Source organism: Micromonospora halophytica (assembly GCF_900090245.1).
GTDB classification, from domain to species: Bacteria; Actinomycetota; Actinomycetes; order Mycobacteriales; family Micromonosporaceae; genus Micromonospora; species Micromonospora halophytica.
In genome coordinates this window covers 124,711-143,411 of record NZ_FMDN01000009.1, presented here as the reverse complement: position 1 = coordinate 143,411, position 18,701 = coordinate 124,711, and the positions used below count along the sequence as shown (strand labels likewise).

Annotated in this window: 16 protein-coding genes; 11 read left to right on the top strand and 5 right to left on the bottom strand. The window is 73.9% G+C overall.

The genetic code is table 11. The features are described from left to right. Positions 1-49: 49 nt before the first annotated feature. Positions 50-661, bottom strand: coding sequence for a P-loop nucleotide/nucleoside kinase family protein (locus tag GA0070560_RS14955; RefSeq protein ID WP_245675527.1), 612 nt, complete (start codon positions 659-661; stop codon positions 50-52). Positions 662-817: 156 nt separating this feature from the next. Here GA0070560_RS14955 and GA0070560_RS14950 point away from each other — a divergent pair, with 156 nt between their 5' ends. The 3 genes from GA0070560_RS14950 (at position 818) to GA0070560_RS14940 (ending at position 4,925) form a co-directional block, all read left to right on the top strand. Next, a complete protein-coding gene (locus GA0070560_RS14950) occupies positions 818-2,041 on the top strand; it encodes a multidrug effflux MFS transporter (RefSeq protein WP_091296867.1) in 1,224 nt (407 codons plus the stop codon). Between the two features lie 162 nt (positions 2,042-2,203). Next, entirely contained in the window at positions 2,204-3,784 is a 1,581-nt protein-coding gene (locus GA0070560_RS14945) for a DHA2 family efflux MFS transporter permease subunit (RefSeq protein ID WP_091296864.1), read from the top strand. Between the two features lie 244 nt (positions 3,785-4,028). Beyond that, positions 4,029-4,925 (top strand): aminoglycoside phosphotransferase family protein, encoded by an 897-nt coding sequence (locus tag GA0070560_RS14940; protein ID WP_091296861.1) that lies wholly within the window; start codon positions 4,029-4,031, stop codon positions 4,923-4,925. Between the two features lie 219 nt (positions 4,926-5,144). On the opposite strand, the gene GA0070560_RS14935 is transcribed toward GA0070560_RS14940, so the two are convergent. Then, complete coding sequence (locus GA0070560_RS14935) at positions 5,145-6,365, bottom strand: acetyl-CoA C-acetyltransferase (RefSeq protein WP_091296856.1); 1,221 nt, start codon at positions 6,363-6,365, stop codon at positions 5,145-5,147. Between the two features lie 138 nt (positions 6,366-6,503). Between GA0070560_RS14935 and GA0070560_RS14930 the strand changes: the two genes are divergently transcribed. The 6 genes from GA0070560_RS14930 to GA0070560_RS14905 all read left to right on the top strand — a co-directional run bounded on the left by GA0070560_RS14930 (position 6,504) and on the right by GA0070560_RS14905 (position 13,430). Beyond that, positions 6,504-7,274 carry an SDR family oxidoreductase gene (locus tag GA0070560_RS14930; protein WP_091296852.1) on the top strand — a complete coding sequence of 257 codons (771 nt, stop codon included), beginning with the start codon at positions 6,504-6,506 and terminating at the stop codon, positions 7,272-7,274. 11 nt (positions 7,275-7,285) lie between these two features. After that, complete coding sequence (locus tag GA0070560_RS14925) at positions 7,286-8,065, top strand: SDR family NAD(P)-dependent oxidoreductase (RefSeq protein WP_211565870.1); 780 nt, start codon at positions 7,286-7,288, stop codon at positions 8,063-8,065. A 147-nt stretch (positions 8,066-8,212) separates the two neighbouring features. Then, positions 8,213-9,442 carry an acyl-CoA dehydrogenase family protein gene (locus GA0070560_RS14920; RefSeq protein ID WP_091296844.1) on the top strand — a complete coding sequence of 410 codons (1,230 nt, stop codon included), beginning with the start codon at positions 8,213-8,215 and terminating at the stop codon, positions 9,440-9,442. A gap of 39 nt (positions 9,443-9,481) precedes the next feature. After that, the gene (locus GA0070560_RS14915) at positions 9,482-10,093 is read left to right on the top strand and encodes a TetR/AcrR family transcriptional regulator (RefSeq protein ID WP_091296841.1); all 612 of its coding nucleotides are present in this window, start codon (positions 9,482-9,484) and stop codon (positions 10,091-10,093) included. A gap of 93 nt (positions 10,094-10,186) precedes the next feature. Then, positions 10,187-12,934: a helix-turn-helix transcriptional regulator gene (locus GA0070560_RS14910; RefSeq protein WP_091296836.1), complete on the top strand. Its 2,748-nt coding sequence runs from the start codon at positions 10,187-10,189 to the stop codon at positions 12,932-12,934. Positions 12,935-12,995: 61 nt separating this feature from the next. Then, positions 12,996-13,430: a hypothetical protein gene (locus tag GA0070560_RS14905; RefSeq protein ID WP_091296833.1), complete on the top strand. Its 435-nt coding sequence runs from the start codon at positions 12,996-12,998 to the stop codon at positions 13,428-13,430. Positions 13,431-13,468: 38 nt separating this feature from the next. On the opposite strand, the gene GA0070560_RS14900 is transcribed toward GA0070560_RS14905, so the two are convergent. The 3 genes from GA0070560_RS14900 to GA0070560_RS14890 are packed head-to-tail and all read right to left on the bottom strand — an operon-like array spanning position 13,469 to position 16,670. Then, a complete protein-coding gene (locus tag GA0070560_RS14900) occupies positions 13,469-14,545 on the bottom strand; it encodes an alcohol dehydrogenase catalytic domain-containing protein (protein ID WP_091296829.1) in 1,077 nt (358 codons plus the stop codon). Further along, complete coding sequence (locus GA0070560_RS14895; RefSeq protein ID WP_091296826.1) at positions 14,542-15,960, bottom strand: aldehyde dehydrogenase family protein; 1,419 nt, start codon at positions 15,958-15,960, stop codon at positions 14,542-14,544. Before GA0070560_RS14895 ends, GA0070560_RS14900 begins: the two co-directional genes overlap by 4 nt. A gap of 44 nt (positions 15,961-16,004) precedes the next feature. After that, a complete protein-coding gene (locus GA0070560_RS14890; RefSeq protein WP_091296823.1) occupies positions 16,005-16,670 on the bottom strand; it encodes a TetR/AcrR family transcriptional regulator in 666 nt (221 codons plus the stop codon). Between the two features lie 88 nt (positions 16,671-16,758). Between GA0070560_RS14890 and GA0070560_RS14885 the strand changes: the two genes are divergently transcribed. Next, positions 16,759-17,907, top strand: coding sequence for an acyl-CoA dehydrogenase family protein (locus GA0070560_RS14885; protein WP_091296820.1), 1,149 nt, complete (start codon positions 16,759-16,761; stop codon positions 17,905-17,907). Between the two features lie 16 nt (positions 17,908-17,923). Then, the gene (gene fabG, locus GA0070560_RS14880; protein WP_091296817.1) at positions 17,924-18,682 is read left to right on the top strand and encodes a 3-oxoacyl-ACP reductase FabG; all 759 of its coding nucleotides are present in this window, start codon (positions 17,924-17,926) and stop codon (positions 18,680-18,682) included. Positions 18,683-18,701 lie beyond the last annotated feature (19 nt).

Sequence of the window (18,701 nt, the reverse complement as noted above, 5' to 3'; positions counted from 1 at the left end):
CCCGACGTGGCCGTTTCCGCCGCCGCACCACCGCAGGCGACCGGCCGGGTCAACGTCCGGCGTTCACGAAGGCGACGATCTCGTCGAGGCCCGGACGGTACCCGTCGCCGGTGTCGACCTCGATCTCCGGCACGCCGAGCCGCACGCGGTCGAACCGGTCGTGACCGGCACTGTGCACCCGCGGGTCGACGAGGAACGCGTCCGCGTGCGCGCGCCGCACCGGGTTCTCGTCCCTCCGGCGATGGATGCGACTCCAGGCCGCCGCGGCCGTGACCTGGCAGTGCACGACCCGGACGTCGGCGAGAGCGCGTAACGGATGCAGGTGCGGTCGCCAGAGCCGGTCCTGGAAGGCGGCCTCGGCCACCGTAGTGACACCCGCCGCCAAGAGCACTTGCAGCACCTGGAAGAAGGTCGGCAGCGTGCGCAGGCTCAGCTCGTCGGCCGGCGCGGCGGCCACGTCATCGGCCGCGTGGACAATGCCCTCCTTGATCTCGTCTCGGCAGATCGCCGGACAGCCGATCCTGCGGGCGAGGCGGTGGGCGAGGGTCGTCTTGCCGGCGCCGGGCGGCCCGCTGACGACGACGAGAGTCGGTCTGCGCACCATGTCGTTTGTACCCGTGCCGGGCAGGACGTGCCGGCCCCGCTGCACTGTGATCTCCATTGCCTCCCCGCCGAGCGGGAATCAGATCGCCGCGTCCGGGTTTGGAGTGGGACGTGACCTCCACACCGTTGCCCGCCCGGCTGCCCCGGGACCCGGAGTCGAACCGATGACCGCCCCCGTCGACGCCCCGGCGGTCCCCGTGGCGCCGGGGACCTGATGAGCCCTCGGCAACGCCTGCGCCTCGTTCTCGTGCTCGGATCGCTGATCGCGGTGGGTCCGCTGACCATCGACATGTACCTGCCCGCGCTCCCGGCGATCGTCGCCGACTTCCACACCACCTCGGCGGCGGTGCAGCTGACCCTCACCGGAACGCTGGCGGGCCTCGCCGTCGGGCAGCTGCTGATCGGCCCGCTCTCCGACGCCGTCGGCCGACGTACGCCGCTGATCGCCGGCATAGCGCTGCACGTCGTGGCGTCCCTGCTCTGCGCCGTCGCACCGAACATCGCGGTGCTCGGTGGCCTGCGGGTGGTGCAGGGCCTCGGTGTCGCCGCGGCCTCGGTGGTCGCGATGGCCGTGGTCCGCGACCTGTTCAGCGGCGCGGCCTTCGCCAAGCTGCTCTCCCGGCTGCTGCTGGTGATGGGCGCGGCCCCGATCCTCGCGCCGACCCTCGGCGGCGCGCTGCTGCGCTGGACGGACTGGCGCGGCGTGTTCGTGGCCCTGGCCGCCTTCGGTGTGCTGCTCGTCGTGGTCGCCGCGCTCGGCCTGCCCGAGACGCTGCCGCCCGGCCGGCGCCGGCGCGGCGGAGTGGTCGCGACGCTGACCGTGTACGGCTCGCTGCTGCGCGACCGTACCTTCGTGGGCCTGGTCCTGGTCGCCGGACTGGCCATGGCGGCGTTGTTCGCCTACGTGGCCGGATCGTCGTTCGTCCTGCAGGAGCAGTACGGGCTGGACGAGCAGCAGTTCGGGTTCGCCTTCGGGGCAGGCGCGGTCGGGCTGATCGCCGCCACCCAGTTCAACGTACGGTTGCTGCGTCGGCACTCGCCGCAGCGGATCCTCGTCGCCGCCCTGACGGTGGGGACCGCGGCCGGCCTGGCGCTGCTCGCCTTCGCCGCGACCGGTCTCGGCGGGCTGCCGAGCCTGCTCGTCTCGTTGTGGGTGGTGCTCGCCGCGGCCGGCCTGGCGATGCCCAACGCGCCGGCCCTGGCCCTGTCCCGGCACGGGGAGGCGGCCGGCACGGCCTCGGCGCTGCTCGGTGCGGTGCAGTTCGGCGTCGGCGCGCTGGCCGCGCCCCTCGTGGGCGTGCTGGGCACCGGCGCGGTCGCCATGGCGCTCGTCGTCGCTGGGGGCATGGTGGCGTCGACGGTGGTCCTGCTCGTGGTCGTGCGGCCGGGCCGGCTCACCGACCTCGAGCCGGACGTGGTGGTCGTGGCGGCACACTGAGGATCCTGGCAGCTGCGCTCGACACTCGGGAATCCTGACGCCGCACGTCGGCGTGGGCCGTTAGTGTGCCTGCGGGCCCCGCCGGCGCATCCGATACCGCGTCGTGGCAGGGGCGGAGCCCGGCCGGCGTGGGTCGGCCGGCACGGGGATTCAGGAGATTTCGTGACACAGCAATCCATCGCGGCGTCGGACCGGCTCGACGGCGCGGTTCTCAAGGTGGCAGGGGTCGTCGTGCTCGGCGCGATCATGTCGATCCTCGACGTGACGGTCGTCAGCGTCGCCCTGCCGACGTTCCAGCGCGAATTCGACGCGACCTACGCCGAGGTCGCCTGGACGATGACCGCCTACACGCTCGCGCTGGCCACCGTGATCCCGCTCAGCGGCTGGGCCGCCGACCGGTTCGGCACCAAGCGGCTCTACATGATCGCGCTGGTCCTGTTCACGCTCGGGTCCGGGCTGTGCGCCACCGCCGACACGATCGGTCAGTTGATCGGTTACCGGGTGCTGCAGGGCCTCGGCGGCGGCATGCTCATGCCGCTGGGCATGACGATCATGACCCGGGCGGCCGGGCCGCACCGGATCGGTCGGCTGATGGCCGTCCTCGGGATTCCGATGCTGCTCGGGCCGATCGGCGGGCCGATCCTCGGTGGCTGGCTGATCGACACCGCGAGCTGGCACTGGATCTTCCTGATCAACCTGCCTATCGGTGCCGTCGGCCTCGTCTACGCCGCGCTGGCGCTGCCGAAGGACGCCCCCGAGCCGTCCGAGTCGTTCGACTTCCTCGGCATGCTGATGCTCTCGCCGGGGCTCGCCCTGTTCCTCTACGGGATCTCCACGCTCCCCGAGACCGGCACCGTCACCGACGCCGAGGTGTGGGCGCCGATGCTCCTCGGCGGCGCGCTCGTGATCGGGTTCGTCCGCTACTCCTTCAAGCCCCGGCACCCCCTGCTCGACCTGCGGCTGTTCGCCAACCGCAACCTCACCGTGGCGACGGTGACCCTGTTCGTCTTCATCATCGCCTTCATGGGCGCCGGCCTGCTGTTCCCGAGCTACTTCCTGCAGATCCACGGCGAGTCCACCCTGACCGCCGGCCTGCTGATGGCGCCGCAGGGCATCGGCGCGATGGTGACGATGCCGATCGCCGGGATGCTGGCCGACCGGGTCCCGGTCGGCCGCACGGTGCCGTTCGCGCTGGCGCTCATCGCCGTCGGGTTCTTCGCCTTCACCCAGGTCGACGCGAACACGTCGTACTGGTTGCTCTGCGGTTCGCTGTTCGTCATGGGCCTGGGCATGGGCGGCACCATGATGCCGGTCATGACCTCGGCGCTGAAGACCCTGCAGTCGCACGACGTGGCGCGGGGATCCACCCTGGTCAACATCATCCAGCAGATCGGCGGGTCCGTCGGCGCCGCGCTGATGTCGGTGATCCTCACCAACGAGCTGAACGGCTCCCGGCCGATCCCCGGGGCGACCGACCCCAGCGGCAACCCGGTGACCGAGGCCGGCCTGGCCATCGCCGTCCAGCAGCAGCCGGAGCTGCTCCGGCAGTTTCCCGTCGACCCGTCGCTCATCGGGCGCGGCCTCGACTTCGCCGCCAGCTCCTTCGCCACCACCTTCTGGGTCGGGTTCGTGCTGGTGCTTGCCACGTTCATCCCGGCCGCGTTCCTGCCCCGCCGCCGCGAGCCGTCGCACCTGCTCGACGACCAGCAGGAGCGGGCAGTCGTTCCCGTCGCCCTGCACTGACACGCCGGTCGGGCCGCTGGGGGTTGCCCGGCGGCCCGACCGGTCAGCGACGTCGGGCCTGCCGGTCGAGGCGGCCGGGGCCAGGCGCAGCCCGGCCTCGACGAGCATCCGCGAGCCGCACGGCGCGCCGGCTGGTCCCGGCCGCGGCCCGGGCGATGGGAGCCGACCTCGGACGGCCGTCGTCCCGGCAGCCGGACGTCGCACTGGCATCCGGAGTACGACAGCATGCAGTCGGAGCAGTTGAATGGAAGGCATGAGCACAGCCGGACCGGACATCCACGAGACACTCGTGGCGCGGTTGATATCTGACCAGTTCCCCCAGTGGGCTGCTCTGCCGATCGTCGCCGTGTCGCCGCAGGGCTGGGACAACCGAACGTTCCGACTCGGCGACGAGTTGACCGTCCGGCTGCCGAGCGCCGAAGGTTATGCACACCAGATTTTCAAGGAGAGCCGCTGGCTGCCGTTCCTGGCGACGCATTTGCCGGTCGCGGTGCCGATGCCGATCGAACTCGGTCGGCCCGCACTCGGCTACCCGTTCGCCTGGTCGGTCAACAGATGGCTGGACGGTGAGGTGCTGTCTCGCGCCCCCGTCGCGGACATGGCGGCGCTCGCCACGGACCTCGCGTCCTTCCTGGTCGACTTGCGCGCCGTACCAGCGGAGGACGACGCGCCCCGCCCCGGTCCCGACACCGCGCACCGGGGCGGCTCCTTCGCGCACTATGCCCTTGAGGCGCGGACGGTACTGCGCTCGCTGGGCGTCGAGTCTGCCGTCACCGACCGGGTGATCGATGAGGCGCTGGCGTCGCAGTGGGCCGGCCGGCCGGTCTGGTTCCACGGCGACGTCAGCGTCGACAACATCCTCGTCGCCGACGGTCGCCTCGCGGGCGTGCTGGACTTCGGCTGTTCCGGTGTGGGCGATCCGGCCTGCGACCTCGTCATCGCGTTCACCTATTTCACGGACGACACCCGGCCGGTCTTCCGCCAGACGGTCGGGCTCGACGACGAGACCTGGCGCCGCGCTCGAGGCTGGGCGCTGTGGAAGGCCGCCATCACCCTGGTCGACCCCAACTCCCCGCGGGCACGCCGGACGGAACAGATGCAGGCACTGGCGGCCGTCCTCCGGGACCTGTCCGGCGAGTGACAGCCTCGACTCGGTCCGCGCACTCGGAGGTTGGCACGCTGCAGGTGCCAACCGGTCGCCTGCTCGATGTGCGACTGCGCGATCGGTCGGTTGAACCCGTCCTCCGGGCGGGCCGACGCCCGGCGAGGGTTGCTGAAACGCGCTGGCGACCGATCGCGCGAGGACCACGGCACGGGCGGCGCGTCCTGCCGCGCTGCGCGCCCGGCGCAGGTCACCGGGTCAGCTGAGTCGCTCGATGACCATCGCCATGCCCTGGCCGCCGCCGACGCACATCGTCTCCAGCCCGATCTGCCGGTCGTGCCAGCGCAGCGAGTTGATCAGGGTGGTGGTGATCCGGGCGCCGGTCATCCCGAACGGGTGGCCGACCGCGATCGCGCCGCCGTTGACGTTGAGCCGGTCCCAGTCGACGCCCAGCTCGTCGGCGCTCGGCACCACCTGCGCGGCGAACGCCTCGTTGATCTCCACCAGGTCGACGTCTCCGATGGACATGCCGGCCCGGCGCAACGCCTGCCGGGACGCCTCGACCGGTCCGAGCCCCATGATCTCGGGGGAGAGCGCCGACAGGCCGGTGGAGACGATCCTGGCCAGCGGGGTCACCCCCAGCTCCCGGGCCCGGACGTCGGACATCACGACGAGGGCGGCGGCGCCGTCGTTGAGCGGGCAGCTGTTGCCGGCGGTGACCGTGCCGTCGGGTCGGAACACCGGCTTGAGGGCCGCCACCGCGTCGAGTGTGGTGCCGGGGCGCGGTCCGTCGTCGGCGGCGATCACCGCCCCGCCGGGCACGGTGACCGGGGTGATCTCGCGGGCCCAGAAGCCGTCGGCGATCGCCTTCTCGGCCAGGTTCTGCGACCGTACGGCGAACTCGTCCTGCCGCTGCCGGGACACGCCGCGCAGCTGGGCCACGTTCTCGGCGGTCTGGCCCATGGTGATGTAGACGTCCGGCAGGTGACCGTCGTGGCGCGGGTCGTGCCAGTCCGGTGCTCCGCCTTCGGCCCGGGAGGCGGTGCGGGCCATCGCGCCGGTGAACGCGGCGTTGGTGCTGCCGGGGTGCCCGTCGCTGCGGCCGTTGCCGTATCGGGAGACGCACTCGACCCCGGCGGAGATGAAGACGTGCCCCTCGCCGGCGCGGATGGCGTGCAGGGCCATCCGGGTGGTCTGCAGCGAGGACGAGCAGTACCGGTTGACGGTGGTGCCGGGAAGCTGGTCGAGGTCGAGCAGGGTGGCGACCACCCGCGCGAGGTTGTGGCCCTGTTCCCCGGCCGGTTGCCCGCAGCCGAGCATCAGGTCGTCGATCTCGCCGGGGTCGAGCATCGGCACCTGTGCCAGTGCGGCCCGCACGATCGCGGCGGCCAGGTCGTCGGCGCGCAGCTCACGCAGTGATCCCTTGTTCGCGCGGCCGATCGGTGACCGCGCGGCGGCGACGATGACGGCTTCTGGCATGGCGGCGTCCTCCCTGGAGCACGGCAAAATATATGCACTGACAGTGCGGGTTGTCGGGCTCTGCTGTCAACGCGCGCCGGGGGTGCTTGTTGTCACCACCGTTGACGCAGGGGTGGCCCGCTTCCTAATATCTGCACCGTGAATGCAAATTCAGGCCGACTGTCAGGTCGGGTCGCGCTCGTCACCGGTGCCAGCCGTGGGATCGGCCTGGCGATCGCCCGGCGGCTGGTCGCCGACGGGGCCCGGGTGGGGATCACCGCCCGGCGCCCGGAGGCGCTGGTCGAGGCGGTCGCGACACTGGGCGGACCGGCGCACGCCGTGGGCGTGCCCGGCCGGGCCGACGACGCCGCTCACCGCGCCGAGGCCGTCCACCACGTCGTCGAGGCGTTCGGGCCGGTCGACATCCTGGTCAACAACGTGGGCATCAACCCCGTCCACGGGCCGCTGGCCGAGCTCGACCTGGCGGCGGCCCGCAAGATCCTCGACGTCAACCTGCTCGGCACCCTCGGTTGGGTGCAGCAGGTCTGTGCCGCCGGCATGGGAGATCGCGGCGGCTGCGTCGTCAACGTCTCCTCGATCGCCGGGCTCACCCCGTCGCGCGGCATCGCCTTCTACGGGGTGAGCAAGGCCGCCGTCAACCACCTCACCGCCTGCCTGGCGGTGGAGCTCGGCCCGACGGTGCGCGTCAACGCGGTCGCCCCGGCGGTGGTGAAGACCCGCTTCGCGGCGGCCCTCTACGCCGACCGCGAGGATGAGGTCGCCGCCGCGTACCCGCTCAAACGACTCGGACGGCCACAGGACGTCGCGGACACGGTCGCCTTCCTCGCCTCCGCCGACGCGGCCTGGATCACCGGGCAGACGATCGTGCTCGACGGCGGGGTCACCCTCACCGGTCGGACGAGCGGGTGACCGCCCGCGGCCTGACGCTCGCGGGGGCGGGCGTCGTGGTGACCGGGGCGGGATCCGGCATCGGGGCGGCGTTGGCCACCCGGTTCGCCGCGCACGGAGCCCGGGTGGTGGTCAACGACCTCGACGCCACGGCGGCCCGAGCCGTGGCGGCGCGCGTCGGCGGGCACGCCTGTCCCGCCGATGCGGCCGACCCCGCCGGGGTCGCGGCCCTGGTCGCCTTCGCCCGGGACCGGCTCGGCGCGGTGGACCTCTTCTGCGCCAACGCGGGCGTGGCCCCCGGTGGCGGTGCCGACGCGCCCGACGAGGCGTGGGAGCGGGCCTGGCGGGTGAACGTGATGTCCCAGGTGTACGCCGCGCGCGAGCTGCTGCCGCACTGGCTTCCCGCAGGACGTGGCCGGCTGCTGGTCACCGTCTCCGCGGCGGGTCTGCTCACCCTGCTCGGCAACGCGCCCTACTCGGTGAGCAAGCACGCCGCCCTGAGCTTCGCCGAATGGCTGCGGGCCAGCTACGCCCACCGCGGCGTCACCGTCCAGGCGCTCTGCCCCCGGGGCGTACGGACGCCGATGCTCACCGACGCCGACGGTATGAGCGCCGCCCTGCTCGACGGGTCGGCCGTCACCGCCGAACAGGTGGCCGAGTGCGTCACCGAGGCCCTGACCGACGACCGTTTCCTGGTGCTGCCGCACCCCGAGGCCGCCGCCTGGTACGCCCGGCGGGCCACCGACCCGGACCGTTGGCTGCGCGCCATGAACCGGACCCAGCAGGACCTGGAACGGGGGAGCGATGACTGAGCTGCCCGGACGCGACCCGTCCCGACCGTCCGCCCACCAGGACCGGGTCGAGCCCGGGTTGCTCGCCGGGTCACTGCATGGCGCGGCCGTGGGCGCGGGCGCCGCCGCCGGTCGCGCAGCGCCCGGAGAGGACACGGAGAGACGTTGATGGACTTCGGCTACGACGAGACGACCGAACGGCTGCGGGAGCGCCTGCTGCGCTTCATGACCGAGTGCGTCCACCCGGCCGAGCCGGTCTTCGACCAGCAGGCCCAGGAGCGCGACGATCCGTGGGCCGTCCCGCCGATCGTCACGGAACTCCAGGCCGAGGCCCGCCGACGCGGCCTGTGGAACCTGTTCCTCCCCGGCGAGCACGGCGCCGGTCTGAGCAACCTCCAGTACGCGCCGCTCGCCGAGATCACCGGCCGGTCCCCGGGTCTCGCCCCGGTCGCGCTCAACTGCGCCGCGCCGGACACCGGCAACATGGAACTGCTGGCCCTGTTCGGCTCGGCCGAGCAGCGCGAACGCTGGCTGACCCCGCTGCTGCAGGCCCGGATCCGCTCGGCGTTCGCGATGACCGAGCCGGCGGTCGCCTCGTCGGACGCCACCAACATCGCCACCCGCATCGCGCGCGACGGCGACGAGTACGTCGTCAACGGCCGCAAGTGGTTCGTCACCGGCGCGATGGACCCGCGCTGCGAGGTCTTCATCGTCATGGGCCGCACGGACCCGGCCGCGCCCCGGCACCGGCAGCAGAGCCAGATCATCGTCCCCCGGGACACGCCGGGGGTCACCGTCCGGCGCGGCCTGCGGACCTTCGGGTACGACGACAGCGACCACGGCGGACACGCCGAGATCGACTTCGTCGACGTACGGGTGCCGGCGGGCAACCTGATCGGGCAGGAGGGCTCCGGGTTCGCCATCTCGCAGGCCCGGCTCGGGCCCGGTCGGGTGCACCACTGCATGCGCCTGGTCGGCATGGCCGAGCGGGCCGTCGAGCTGATGTGCCGCCGGGTCTCCGACCGGCACGCCTTCGGCGGGCCACTGGCCGCACAGGGAGTGATCCGCGACTGGATCGCCGACGCCCGGGTACGCCTGGAGCAGGCCCGGCTGCTGGTGCTCAAGACCGCCTGGTTGATGGACACCGTCGGCAACCGGCAGGCGCACAGCGAGATCCAGGCCATCAAGATCGTGGTGCCGGAGACGGCGCAGTGGATCATCGACCGGGCCATCCAGGCCCACGGCGCGGCGGGAGTCAGTCAGGACACCCCGCTCGCCCGGCTCTGGGCCCGGGCCCGTGCCCTGCGGCTGGCCGACGGCCCGGACGAGGTGCACCGGCAGTCGCTGGCCCGTCGGGAGCTGCGCCGGCATCAGCCTCGCGCGGCGTCGCCCGTCTAGACTCTGCGTGACGTGACGGTGGTGAGGGAGGCGGCGCGGATGGGCAGGGTCGAGGCGCCGGGCCGGGTCGACGGCCGGACCGCTCGGGCCGAACGCACCCGGGCGGCGATCGTCGAGGCGCACCTCGCGCTCATCTCCGAAGGTGACCTCCGGCCGACCGGCGAACGCATCGCCGAGCGGGCCGGGGTCTCCCTGCGTACGCTCTGGACCAACTTCAAGGACATGGAGACGCTGTTCGAGGCGAGCGGCGGGGAGCTGCTGCGCCAGCAGGACGCCGCCTACCGGCCGATCTCCACCGCGCTGCCGCTGGCCAAGCGGGTCGACGCGTACTGCCGGCAGCGGGCCCGGCTCCTGCAGCTCATCGCGCCGTCCGCCCGGGCCGCGCAGATGCGCGAGCCGGTGTCGGCGCAGCTGCACCGCAACCGGCTCAAGCACATCGCCCGGGTCCGCGACGAGGTCGAGCAGCTCTTCGCCGCCGAGCTGGAACAGGCCGGGCCGGGCCGGGAGCAGCTGGTGAACGCCGTGGTGGCCGCGAGCATGTGGCCGGCCTGGTCGATGCTGCGCGACGGTCTCGGGCTGGGCGTGGACGCGGCCCGGGCGGTGATGGCCCGCACGGTGGCCGCGCTGCTGGCCGACCCGGCGGCGCGCTGACTCCTCGCCCGCCGAGGGCCCCGACGGCGGCGGTGCGCCCGTCCGAACCAGCTCCCTCTTTCCAACTGGTTGCCAATGGGTGAAACTACCTGCATGGTTACTGCATCGTCAGTGCAAATAACCGTGCTGCGGGGGCGCGACGACGAGTGCCGGGAGATCCGACGCCTGCTCGACGGTCCGACGGGTGGGGGAGCGCTGCTGTTCCATGGCGAGCCGGGCTCGGGCCGCACCGCGCTGGTGACCTACGCGCACCGGCACGCCGGGAACCGTGCCGTCCTCGCCGGGACCGGGCTCGCCGACGAGGCCGCCCTGCCGTACGCGGGGCTGCAACGACTCCTCGACCCGGTGCTCGACCGGGCCGGGACGCTGCCCGAGCAGCAGCAGAGCGTACTGCGGCGGGCGCTGACCGGCGAAGGCTGCCCCGCCTGCCACCGGCTGGCCCTGTCGATGGCCGTCCTCGGGCTGCTCGCCGTCACCGCGCGAGAACGCCCCCTGCTCTGCACCATGGACGACGTCGACCAGGGCGACCGACCGACCGCCGAGGTGCTGGCCTTCGTTGCCCGCCGGCTGCGCGACCTGCCGGTCGCCGTCGTCCTCACCGCCGGCGCCGACACCACGGCCGGCGGGATACCCAGCCACCGGCTGGGCCCCCTCGACGAGGGCGACAGCCACGCCGTCCTCGCCGACCGGCTGCCCGGACGCCCACCGGCGTCGGTCGCCACGGTGCTCACCGCGCTCGGCGCGGGGAACCCGCAGGCCCTGGTCGACCTCGCCGGCGTGCTCACCCCCGGTCAGTGGCGAGGGGAGGAACCGCTGCCCGACACACCACCGCCCGACGGCGGGCTCGGGCGTGCCTACCGGACCCGCCTGGACCGGTTGCCGCAGGACACCCGGCGCGTGCTGCTGCTCGCCGCGCTCGACCAGGACGGCGATCCCGCCACCCTGATCCGCTCCGCGCGGGCCGCCGGGACGACGGTGGATGCCCTCGCACCGGCCGAGGCTGCCGGCCTGGTACGGGTCGACCCGCGCGGCGTCACCTTCCCGCAGCCGCTGGCCAGAGCCATGGTCGAGGCCACGGCCACCCTCGCGGAGCGACGTACGGCACACCTGCTGCTGGCCGGCATGTGCGGCACCCGGCGACGACTGCACCGGGCCATGCACCTCGCGGCCGTCGCGACCGGCCCGGATCCGCTGCTGGCGACGGAGTTGGAGGAAGCGGCGGCCGGCGCCGAGGGTGGTTGGGCCACCGCCTCGGCGGCGCTGCGGCGGGCCGCCGACCTCAGCGACGAGCCGGCCCGCGCCGCCGCCCGACTGGTGACCGCCGCCCGCTACGCCTGGTCGGCCGGCCGCCCCGACGAGGCCCGGCTGCTGCTGGGCGCGCTGTCCGCCGGCCCCGCCGACCCGGCCGTGTCCGGCCGGGCCGACCTGTTGCACGGCGAGCTGGAACTGCGCTGCGGTTCGCCGCCGGTGGCACTGACGACCCTGCTGGCCGGCGCCGAGGCGGTCGCCGGCACGGATCGCGCGGCAGCCCTCGCCGCGTTGGCCCGGGCCGGCGAGGCGGCCTGCTTCTCCGGCGACCAGTACCGGTACGCCGACGTGGCACGCCGGGCACGCCACCTGCGCCGCCCGGACGACCCGCCGGCGGCGGAGCTGACCAGCGCGCTGGTCGCCGGGGTGGCGGCGACCCTGCGCGCCGACCACGAGCGGGCCGGCCCCGCGCTGCGCCGGGCCGTCGTGCTGGGTGACCGGTTGACCGGGCCGGAGGTCACCCCGACCGCGCTGTGCAGCGCGGCGGTTGCCGGCCTGCTGGTGGCCGTGGACAGCGCGGCGCACCGGCTCGCCGATCGGGCCGTCGCGCTCGCCCGTGCCCGGGGTGAGCTGTCGGTGCTGCCGCGGGCGCTGGACCTGCGGGCGGTCGCCGAGTACTGGCTGGGCCGGCACGAGGCGGCCACGGACAGCTCCCGGGAAGGGCTGCGGGTCGCCCGGGCCACCGGTCAGGCCAACTGCGTCGCCGTCCACCTGGGCATGCTGGCCGTACTGGCCGCCGTCCGGGCCGACCGGGCCACCAGCCTGCGCCGGATCTCCGAGATCGGTGAGGCGACGGTGCCGGGCAGCCGCCCGCACGCGCTCGCGCAGTGGGCGCTGGGAGTGCTCGACCTGGTCGACGGCCGGCACGCCGACTCGGCGGCCCGGCTGGCGTCACTGGCCCGCCCCGGCACCGGCCGAGGCCAGGTCCTCGTCCAGGTGATGGCCACTCCGTACCTGGTGGAGGCCGCCGCGCACCTGGCCCACCATCCGGCGGCGAGCGCCGCGCTCGCGGTCTTCGACCGGTGGGCCAGCAGCACGGCCAGCCCGTCACGCCGGGCCCTGTCCGCCCGGTGTCACGCGCTGCTCGCCCCCCGGGGCAGCGACACGGCCGAGCAGGGATTCCGCACCGCGCTGCGGCTGCACCCGGCCGACGCCGGCACGTTCGAGCGGGCCCGCACCGAACTGCTCTTCGGCCTGGAGCTGCGCCGCAGCCGGCGACCGCGCGACGCCCGTGCCCACCTGCACCGGGCCCGGGAGGCGTTCACCCTGCTGGGGGCGGGCGCCTGGGCCGCACAGGCCACCGCGGAGCTACGGGCGGCGGGGGAGTCGGTCGGCGCGCCGGATCGGCCCGCGGCGCAGTTGCTGACCGGTCAGCAACTGCGGATCGCGCAGCTGGTCGCGGAGGGCGCCACCAACCGGGAGGTCGCCGCCCGGATGTTCCTGTCCACCAGGACGGTCGACCACCACCTGCGCAACATCTTCCACCGGCTCGGCATCCGCTCCCGCATCGAGTTGGCCCGCGTGCTCTCCTGAGTGCCGGTGGCCGACGTGGCGGTGCGCGGGACCGCTGGACTCGTCTCTTTACAGTCTGCTTGTGACTGACGAAAAGGCTGGCGGGGGGATCACATTCCTGCGCTGGATCGGGCTGCCCCTGCTCGCCGTCGCCGGGTTGGCTTTCGCCCTACCCGACGTCGCCCCGGCCTGGCGGGCGAGATCCGGTGACGGCACGGCGGGCACCTTCACCGTGCACTACGAGAGGTGCAGCCGCACCTGCACCTGGCGCGGCGACTTCGTCCCGGACGGGCCCGGGACGCCGCGCCACGACGTCATCATCTACGACGAGCCGGACGGGCTGACCCCGGGCGCCACCGTGGCGGCCCGCGACACCGGCGCCAGGAAGGGCGTCTTCGCCGCCCAGGGCGGCAACAGCTGGCTGCTGTTCGCCGGGCTCGCCGTGGCCGGTGCGTTCGCCGCGATCGGCTGGGTGGTCCTGCTGGTCCACGCGAGAACCCACCGCCGCCGGACGTAGCGGGACCCGACCGGATCCGGCAGGTGGCTCCCAGGGACCTACGGCAGCAGGACCACGGTACGGGCGCCCTCGCCCCGGGCCATCCGGTCGAACGCCGCCGGGGCGTCGTCCAGCGCCACCCGGTCGGTGATCAGGGGGGCCAGGTCGAGGGTGCCGTCGAGGACGGCCCGGGCGAGTTCGGGCACGTCGCGGTCCGGGTCGGAGGAACCGTAGACCGAGGAGCGCAGCGTCCGGGCCGAGTGGAAGATGTCCAGCGCGCTGAGCCCGACGACGTCGTCCTTGGCGCCCATGCCCACCACGGTCACCTGACCGCCCCGGCGGGTGGCCCGCCACGCCGTACGGATGGTGGTGCTGCGCCCGACGCACTCCACGGCGTGGTCGACGCCCCGGCCGCCGGTGCGCGCCCGGACCGCCCGGTTCAGGGTGTCGTCGGCGAGCAGGAAGTCGGTGGCGCCGGCGGCGGCGGCCAGGCCCGCCTTCGCCGGCGACAGGTCGACGGCGAGCACCGGATCGGCCCCGGCCGCCCGGGCGGCGGCGACCACGGACAGGCCGACCCCGCCGAGGCCGATCACGGCCACCGACTCACCGGCGGCCACCCGGGCGGTACGGCGTACCGCGCCGACGCCGGTGAGCACGGCGCAGCCGAGCAGCGCGGCGGCGGCGAAGGGCAGTTCGGCGGGGACGCCGATGACCGCCTGCTGCGGCACCACCACCTGCTCGGCGAGGGCGCCGAGGCCGAGCGTGACGTGCAGCGGCGCGCCGTCGCAGGTCCGGCCCCGGGCGACCGCGGGCGATCCGGCGTTCTCGCAGAGCCACGGTTCACCGTGCCCGCAGTACCAGCACCGCCGGCACGGCGGCGCCCAGTTCAGCACCACGTGCTCGCCGGGGCGTACCCGGTCGACGCCGTCGCCGATCTCGGTCACCACCCCCGCCGCCTCGTGGCCGAGCACCAGCGGGTACGGCGGTGCGATGGTGCCGTTGACCATGGACAGGTCGGAGTGGCAGACCCCGGCGGCCCGGATGTCCACCCGGACCTCGCCGGGCCCCGGGGCGGGCAGGTCGACGTCCTCCACCCGCGGTGGCTCCCCGACGGCGCGGGCCACCAGGGCCCTCATCGCTGGATCGCCTTGGTCTGGAGGAACTCGTCGAGCCCGTAGCTGCCCAGCTCCCGGCCGAGGCCGGACTGTTTGTAGCCGCCGAACGGGGCGAGTGGGTTGAACGGGGCGCCGTTGATGTCGACGGCGCCGGTGCGCATCCGCCGGGCCACCGTGAGGGCCCGGTCGGTGTCGGCGGACCAGACCGCGCCGGCCAGCCCGTACCGCGAGTTGTTGGCGACCGCGACGGCGTGCTCGTCGTCGTCGACCGGGATGACGGCGAGCACCGGGCCGAAGACCTCCTCCTGGGCCAGGGCGCTGTCCGGGTCGACGTCGGCGATGACCGTGGGTGCGACGAAGAAACCCCGATCCGGCACCGGGGCGTCCGGTCCACCGGCGACCAGCCGGCCCCCGTCGGCGAGACCCCGGACCACGTGCTCGCGGACCCGGTCGCGCTGCGCTCCGGAGACGAGTGGGCCGAGGCGGGTCGCCGGGTCGAACGGGTCACCGAGCCGGTATCCGGCGGCGGCCTGCGCGGCGAGCGAGACGGCCTCGTCGTAGCGGGCCCGGTGCACCAGCATCCGGGTCCAGGCGGTACAGGTCTGCCCGGAGTTGAGGAAGGCGTTACCGACGCCCACCTTCACCGCCGTGTCCAGGTCGGCGTCGTCGAGGATCACGTTGGCCGACTTGCCGCCGAGTTCCAGCGCCACCCGGGCGATCCGGTCGGCGGCCAGGTGCGATATCTGCCGGCCGGTGGCGGTGGACCCGGTGAACGAGACCATGTCGACGTCCGGGTGGGCGGCGATGGCCGCGCCGACCTGCGGGCCGGTGCCGGTGACGAGATTGACCACCCCGGGCGGGAAGCCGGCCTCGTCGATCGCGTCGAAGAGCAGGTACGCCACCAGCGGCGTCAGCTCACTGGGCTTGAGCACCACCGGGCAGCCGGCGGCGAGCGCCGGGGCCAGCTTGGCCACCACCTGGTGCAGCGGGTAGTTCCACGGGGTGATCGCGCCGACGACGCCGACCGGCTCCCGGACCACCAGCGAGTTGCCCACGATGTGCTCGGCCGGCGGCCGCCCGGCCAGGTCGACGTAGCCGCGCAGCACGGTCAGCGGCAGGCCGGCCTGGATCCGGGTGGCGACCTTGAGCGGGGTGCCCAGTTCCAGGGCGACGGTGCGGGCGATCTCGTCGGACCGGGCGGCCAGCGCGGTGTGCAGCCGGTGCAGGGCCTGCGCCCGGTCGGCCGGCGCGGTGCCCGCCCAGCCGTCGAACGCGGCGCGGGCGGCGGAGACCGCGCGGTCGACGTCGGTCGCCGAGCCGGCGGGTACGCGCGCCACGACCTCCTCGGTCGCCGGGTTCTGCACCTCGATGCTGTCCGCGTCGGACGCGGTGACCCAGCGTCCGTCCAGGTAGAAGTCGGTCCGTGCGAGTTCCATCGCGCCCCTCACGTCGCCCCGAAACTAGCAGTGCAAGTTTTACTCTAGTCGGCCGCGGCGGCGGGCGGGAGGGGTGGCAGCGGTCCGATGGTCCGTTCGTAGGTGTGCGACAGCCCGTCGATGAGTGCGTCGAGGCCGAGGGTGAAGGCGCCCTCGTCGACCCGCTGCTGGTGCTCGGCGAGCCGGTGGGCGTGGGTGAGATGGGGGTACTGCTCGGCGTACAGCCCCGGGTCCTCGACGAACCCGCGGGCGAACGACCCCAGCGCCGATCCCGCGACGAAGTACCGCATGAGCGCGCCGATGTGGGTGGCCCGGGCCGGTGGCCAGCCGGCGTCGACCAGTCCACCGTAGACGGCGTCGGCCATGGCCAGCGCCGCCGGACGCCGCCCGGGGCCCTGGGCCAGGTACGGCACGATGTGCGGGTGCGCGGCCAGCGCCGCCCGGTACGAGTGCCCCCATCGGCGCAGCGCCTCGCGCCAGTCGACGACGCCGAAGAACGACACGTCCACCTGTGCGGTGATGCTGTCGGCGACCGCGTCGAGGATTTCGTCCTTGGTGGCGAAGTGGTTGTACAGCGACGGCCCGCGTACGCCCAGTTCGGCGGCGAGCCGCCGGGTGGAGAACCCCGCCAGGCCGTCGGCGTCGATCAGTGCGGCGGCCGTCTCGACGATGAGCTGCCGGTTGAGCAGCGCCTGCCGCGGCCGGGGCATCGGTGCCTCCCTCACTCGGTGGTCCGCCGCAGACTCTGCCACATCCGGGTCTGGACGGATTAAAACTTGCACCGCTAGTTTAAGGGTCATGGATTTCCAGTTGTCCTCGGAACAGGCGGCGGTCCGCCGCCTCGCCGCCGACTTCGTCGACCGCGAGGTGACGCCGTACGCCAGGGACTGGGACCGGCGCGAGGCCGTCGACCCCGGCATCGTCGGCAAGCTCGGCGACCTCGGCCTCCTCGGACTCACCGTCGCCGAGGAGCACGGCGGCTCCGGCGGGGACCATCTCTCCTACTGCCTGGTCCTGGAGGAACTGGGCCGGGGCGACTCGGCCGTCCGTGGCATCGTCTCGGTCTCGCTCGGCCTGGTCGCCAAGGCGATCGCCGCGCACGGCACCGACGACCAGCGGGCGCGGTGGCTGCCCCGGCTCTGCTCCGGCGCGGCCCTCGGCTGCTTCGCGCTGACCGAACCCGACAGCGGCTCCGACGCGGCCGCGTTGCGCACCCGCGCGCAGCGCGACGGCGCCGACTGGCTCCTCACCGGCGCCAAGACGTTCATCACCAACGGCACCACCGCCGACGTCGCCCTCGTTCTCGCCCGCAGCGGCGGCGAGGGACACCGGGGGATCACCGCCTTCCTGGTGCCCACCGACAGCCCCGGCCTGACCCGTACGGAGATCCACGGCAAGCTGGGCCTGCGCGGGCAGGCCACCGCCGAACTTCGCTTCGACGGCGTACGGGTGCCCGACTCGGCACGCCTGGGGGAGGAGGGCGCGGGCTTCCGGCTGGCGCTGGCCACCCTCGCCAAGGGCCGCATGTCGGTGGCCGCCGGCTGTGTCGGCATCGCCCAGGGCTGCCTGGACGCCGCCGTCGCCTACGCCGGCCAGCGCACCCAGTTCGGCAAGCCCGTCGCCGCCCACCAGCTCGTCCAGCACCTGCTCGCCTCGATCGCGGTCGACACCGCCGCCGCCCGGCTGCTGGTGTGGCGGGTCGCCGACCTCATCGACCGCGGCGAGCCCTTCGCCACCGAGGCGTCGATGGCCAAGCTGTTCGCCAGCGAAGCCGCCGTCCGCGCGGCCAACGACGCCCTCCAGGTCTTCGGCGGGTACGGCTACCTGGACGAGTACCCGGTCGCCAAGTACCTGCGCGACGCCCGCGTCGCCACCCTCTACGAGGGCACCAGCCAGATCCAGCACCTGCTCATCGGACGCGCCCTCACCGGCGTCAACGCCTTCTAGAACCCCTGGGGGAACCATGACCAGATTCGCCGACCGGATCGCCGTCGTCACCGGAGGGGCGCAGGGCATCGGCGCCGCCACCGCCCACCGCCTGGCCGCCGAGGGCGCGACGGTCGCCGTGGTGGACCTCGACGCCGCGCGCAGCCAGGCCGTCGCGAACGAGATCGTCGCCGCCGGCGGCCGGGCGGTCGGCATCGGGTGCGACGTCACCGACGCCGACGCGGTGGCCGCGATGAGCGCGCGGGTGGTCCAGACGTACGGGGCGGTGCACGTGCTGGTCAACAACGCCGGCATCACCCGCGACAACCTGCTGTTCAAGATGCCGCGCTCCGACTGGGAAGCGGTGCTGACCACCAACCTGACCAGCATGTTCCTCTGCTGCCAGGCGGTGCAGGAGCACATGGTCGCCGCCCGGTACGGCCGGATCGTCAACCTCAGCAGCCGCTCCGCGCTCGGCAACCGGGGCCAGGTCAACTACGCCGCCGCCAAGGCCGGCGTCCAGGGACTGACCGCCACGCTCGCCGTCGAGCTGGGCCCGTTCAACGTCACCGTGAACGCGGTCGCCCCCGGCTACGTCGCCACCGCCATGACCGCCGCCACCGCCCAGCGGGTCGGCAGCAGCCCCGAGGAACACCAGCGGACGGTCGCCGAGCACACCCCGCTGCGACGGGTCGCCCAACCGGCCGAGATCGCCTCGGTGATCGCCTTCCTGGCCAGTGACGACGCGTCCTACGTCACCGGCCAGACCCTGTACGTCAACGGCGGCGCGCGCTGACCCGCGCCCCGGTGGGAGA

What these genes read in the sequence shown, in the direction of transcription:
- fabG (WP_091296817.1), top strand. Translation starts at nt 17,924, where the DNA reads ATGACCAGATTCGCCGACCGGATCGCCGTCGTCACCGGAGGGGCGCAG.
- GA0070560_RS14950 (WP_091296867.1), top strand. Translation starts at nt 818, where the DNA reads ATGAGCCCTCGGCAACGCCTGCGCCTCGTTCTCGTGCTCGGATCGCTG.
- GA0070560_RS14935 (WP_091296856.1), bottom strand. Translation starts at nt 6,365, where the DNA reads ATGCCAGAAGCCGTCATCGTCGCCGCCGCGCGGTCACCGATCGGCCGC.
- GA0070560_RS14955 (WP_245675527.1), bottom strand. Translation starts at nt 661, where the DNA reads ATGGAGATCACAGTGCAGCGGGGCCGGCACGTCCTGCCCGGCACGGGT.
- GA0070560_RS14915 (WP_091296841.1), top strand. Translation starts at nt 9,482, where the DNA reads ATGGGCAGGGTCGAGGCGCCGGGCCGGGTCGACGGCCGGACCGCTCGG.
- GA0070560_RS14885 (WP_091296820.1), top strand. Translation starts at nt 16,759, where the DNA reads ATGGATTTCCAGTTGTCCTCGGAACAGGCGGCGGTCCGCCGCCTCGCC.
- GA0070560_RS14910 (WP_091296836.1), top strand. Translation starts at nt 10,187, where the DNA reads ATGGTTACTGCATCGTCAGTGCAAATAACCGTGCTGCGGGGGCGCGAC.
- GA0070560_RS14895 (WP_091296826.1), bottom strand. Translation starts at nt 15,960, where the DNA reads ATGGAACTCGCACGGACCGACTTCTACCTGGACGGACGCTGGGTCACC.
- GA0070560_RS14940 (WP_091296861.1), top strand. Translation starts at nt 4,029, where the DNA reads ATGGAAGGCATGAGCACAGCCGGACCGGACATCCACGAGACACTCGTG.
- GA0070560_RS14920 (WP_091296844.1), top strand. Translation starts at nt 8,213, where the DNA reads ATGGACTTCGGCTACGACGAGACGACCGAACGGCTGCGGGAGCGCCTG.
- GA0070560_RS14890 (WP_091296823.1), bottom strand. Translation starts at nt 16,670, where the DNA reads ATGCCCCGGCCGCGGCAGGCGCTGCTCAACCGGCAGCTCATCGTCGAG.
- GA0070560_RS14900 (WP_091296829.1), bottom strand. Translation starts at nt 14,545, where the DNA reads ATGAGGGCCCTGGTGGCCCGCGCCGTCGGGGAGCCACCGCGGGTGGAG.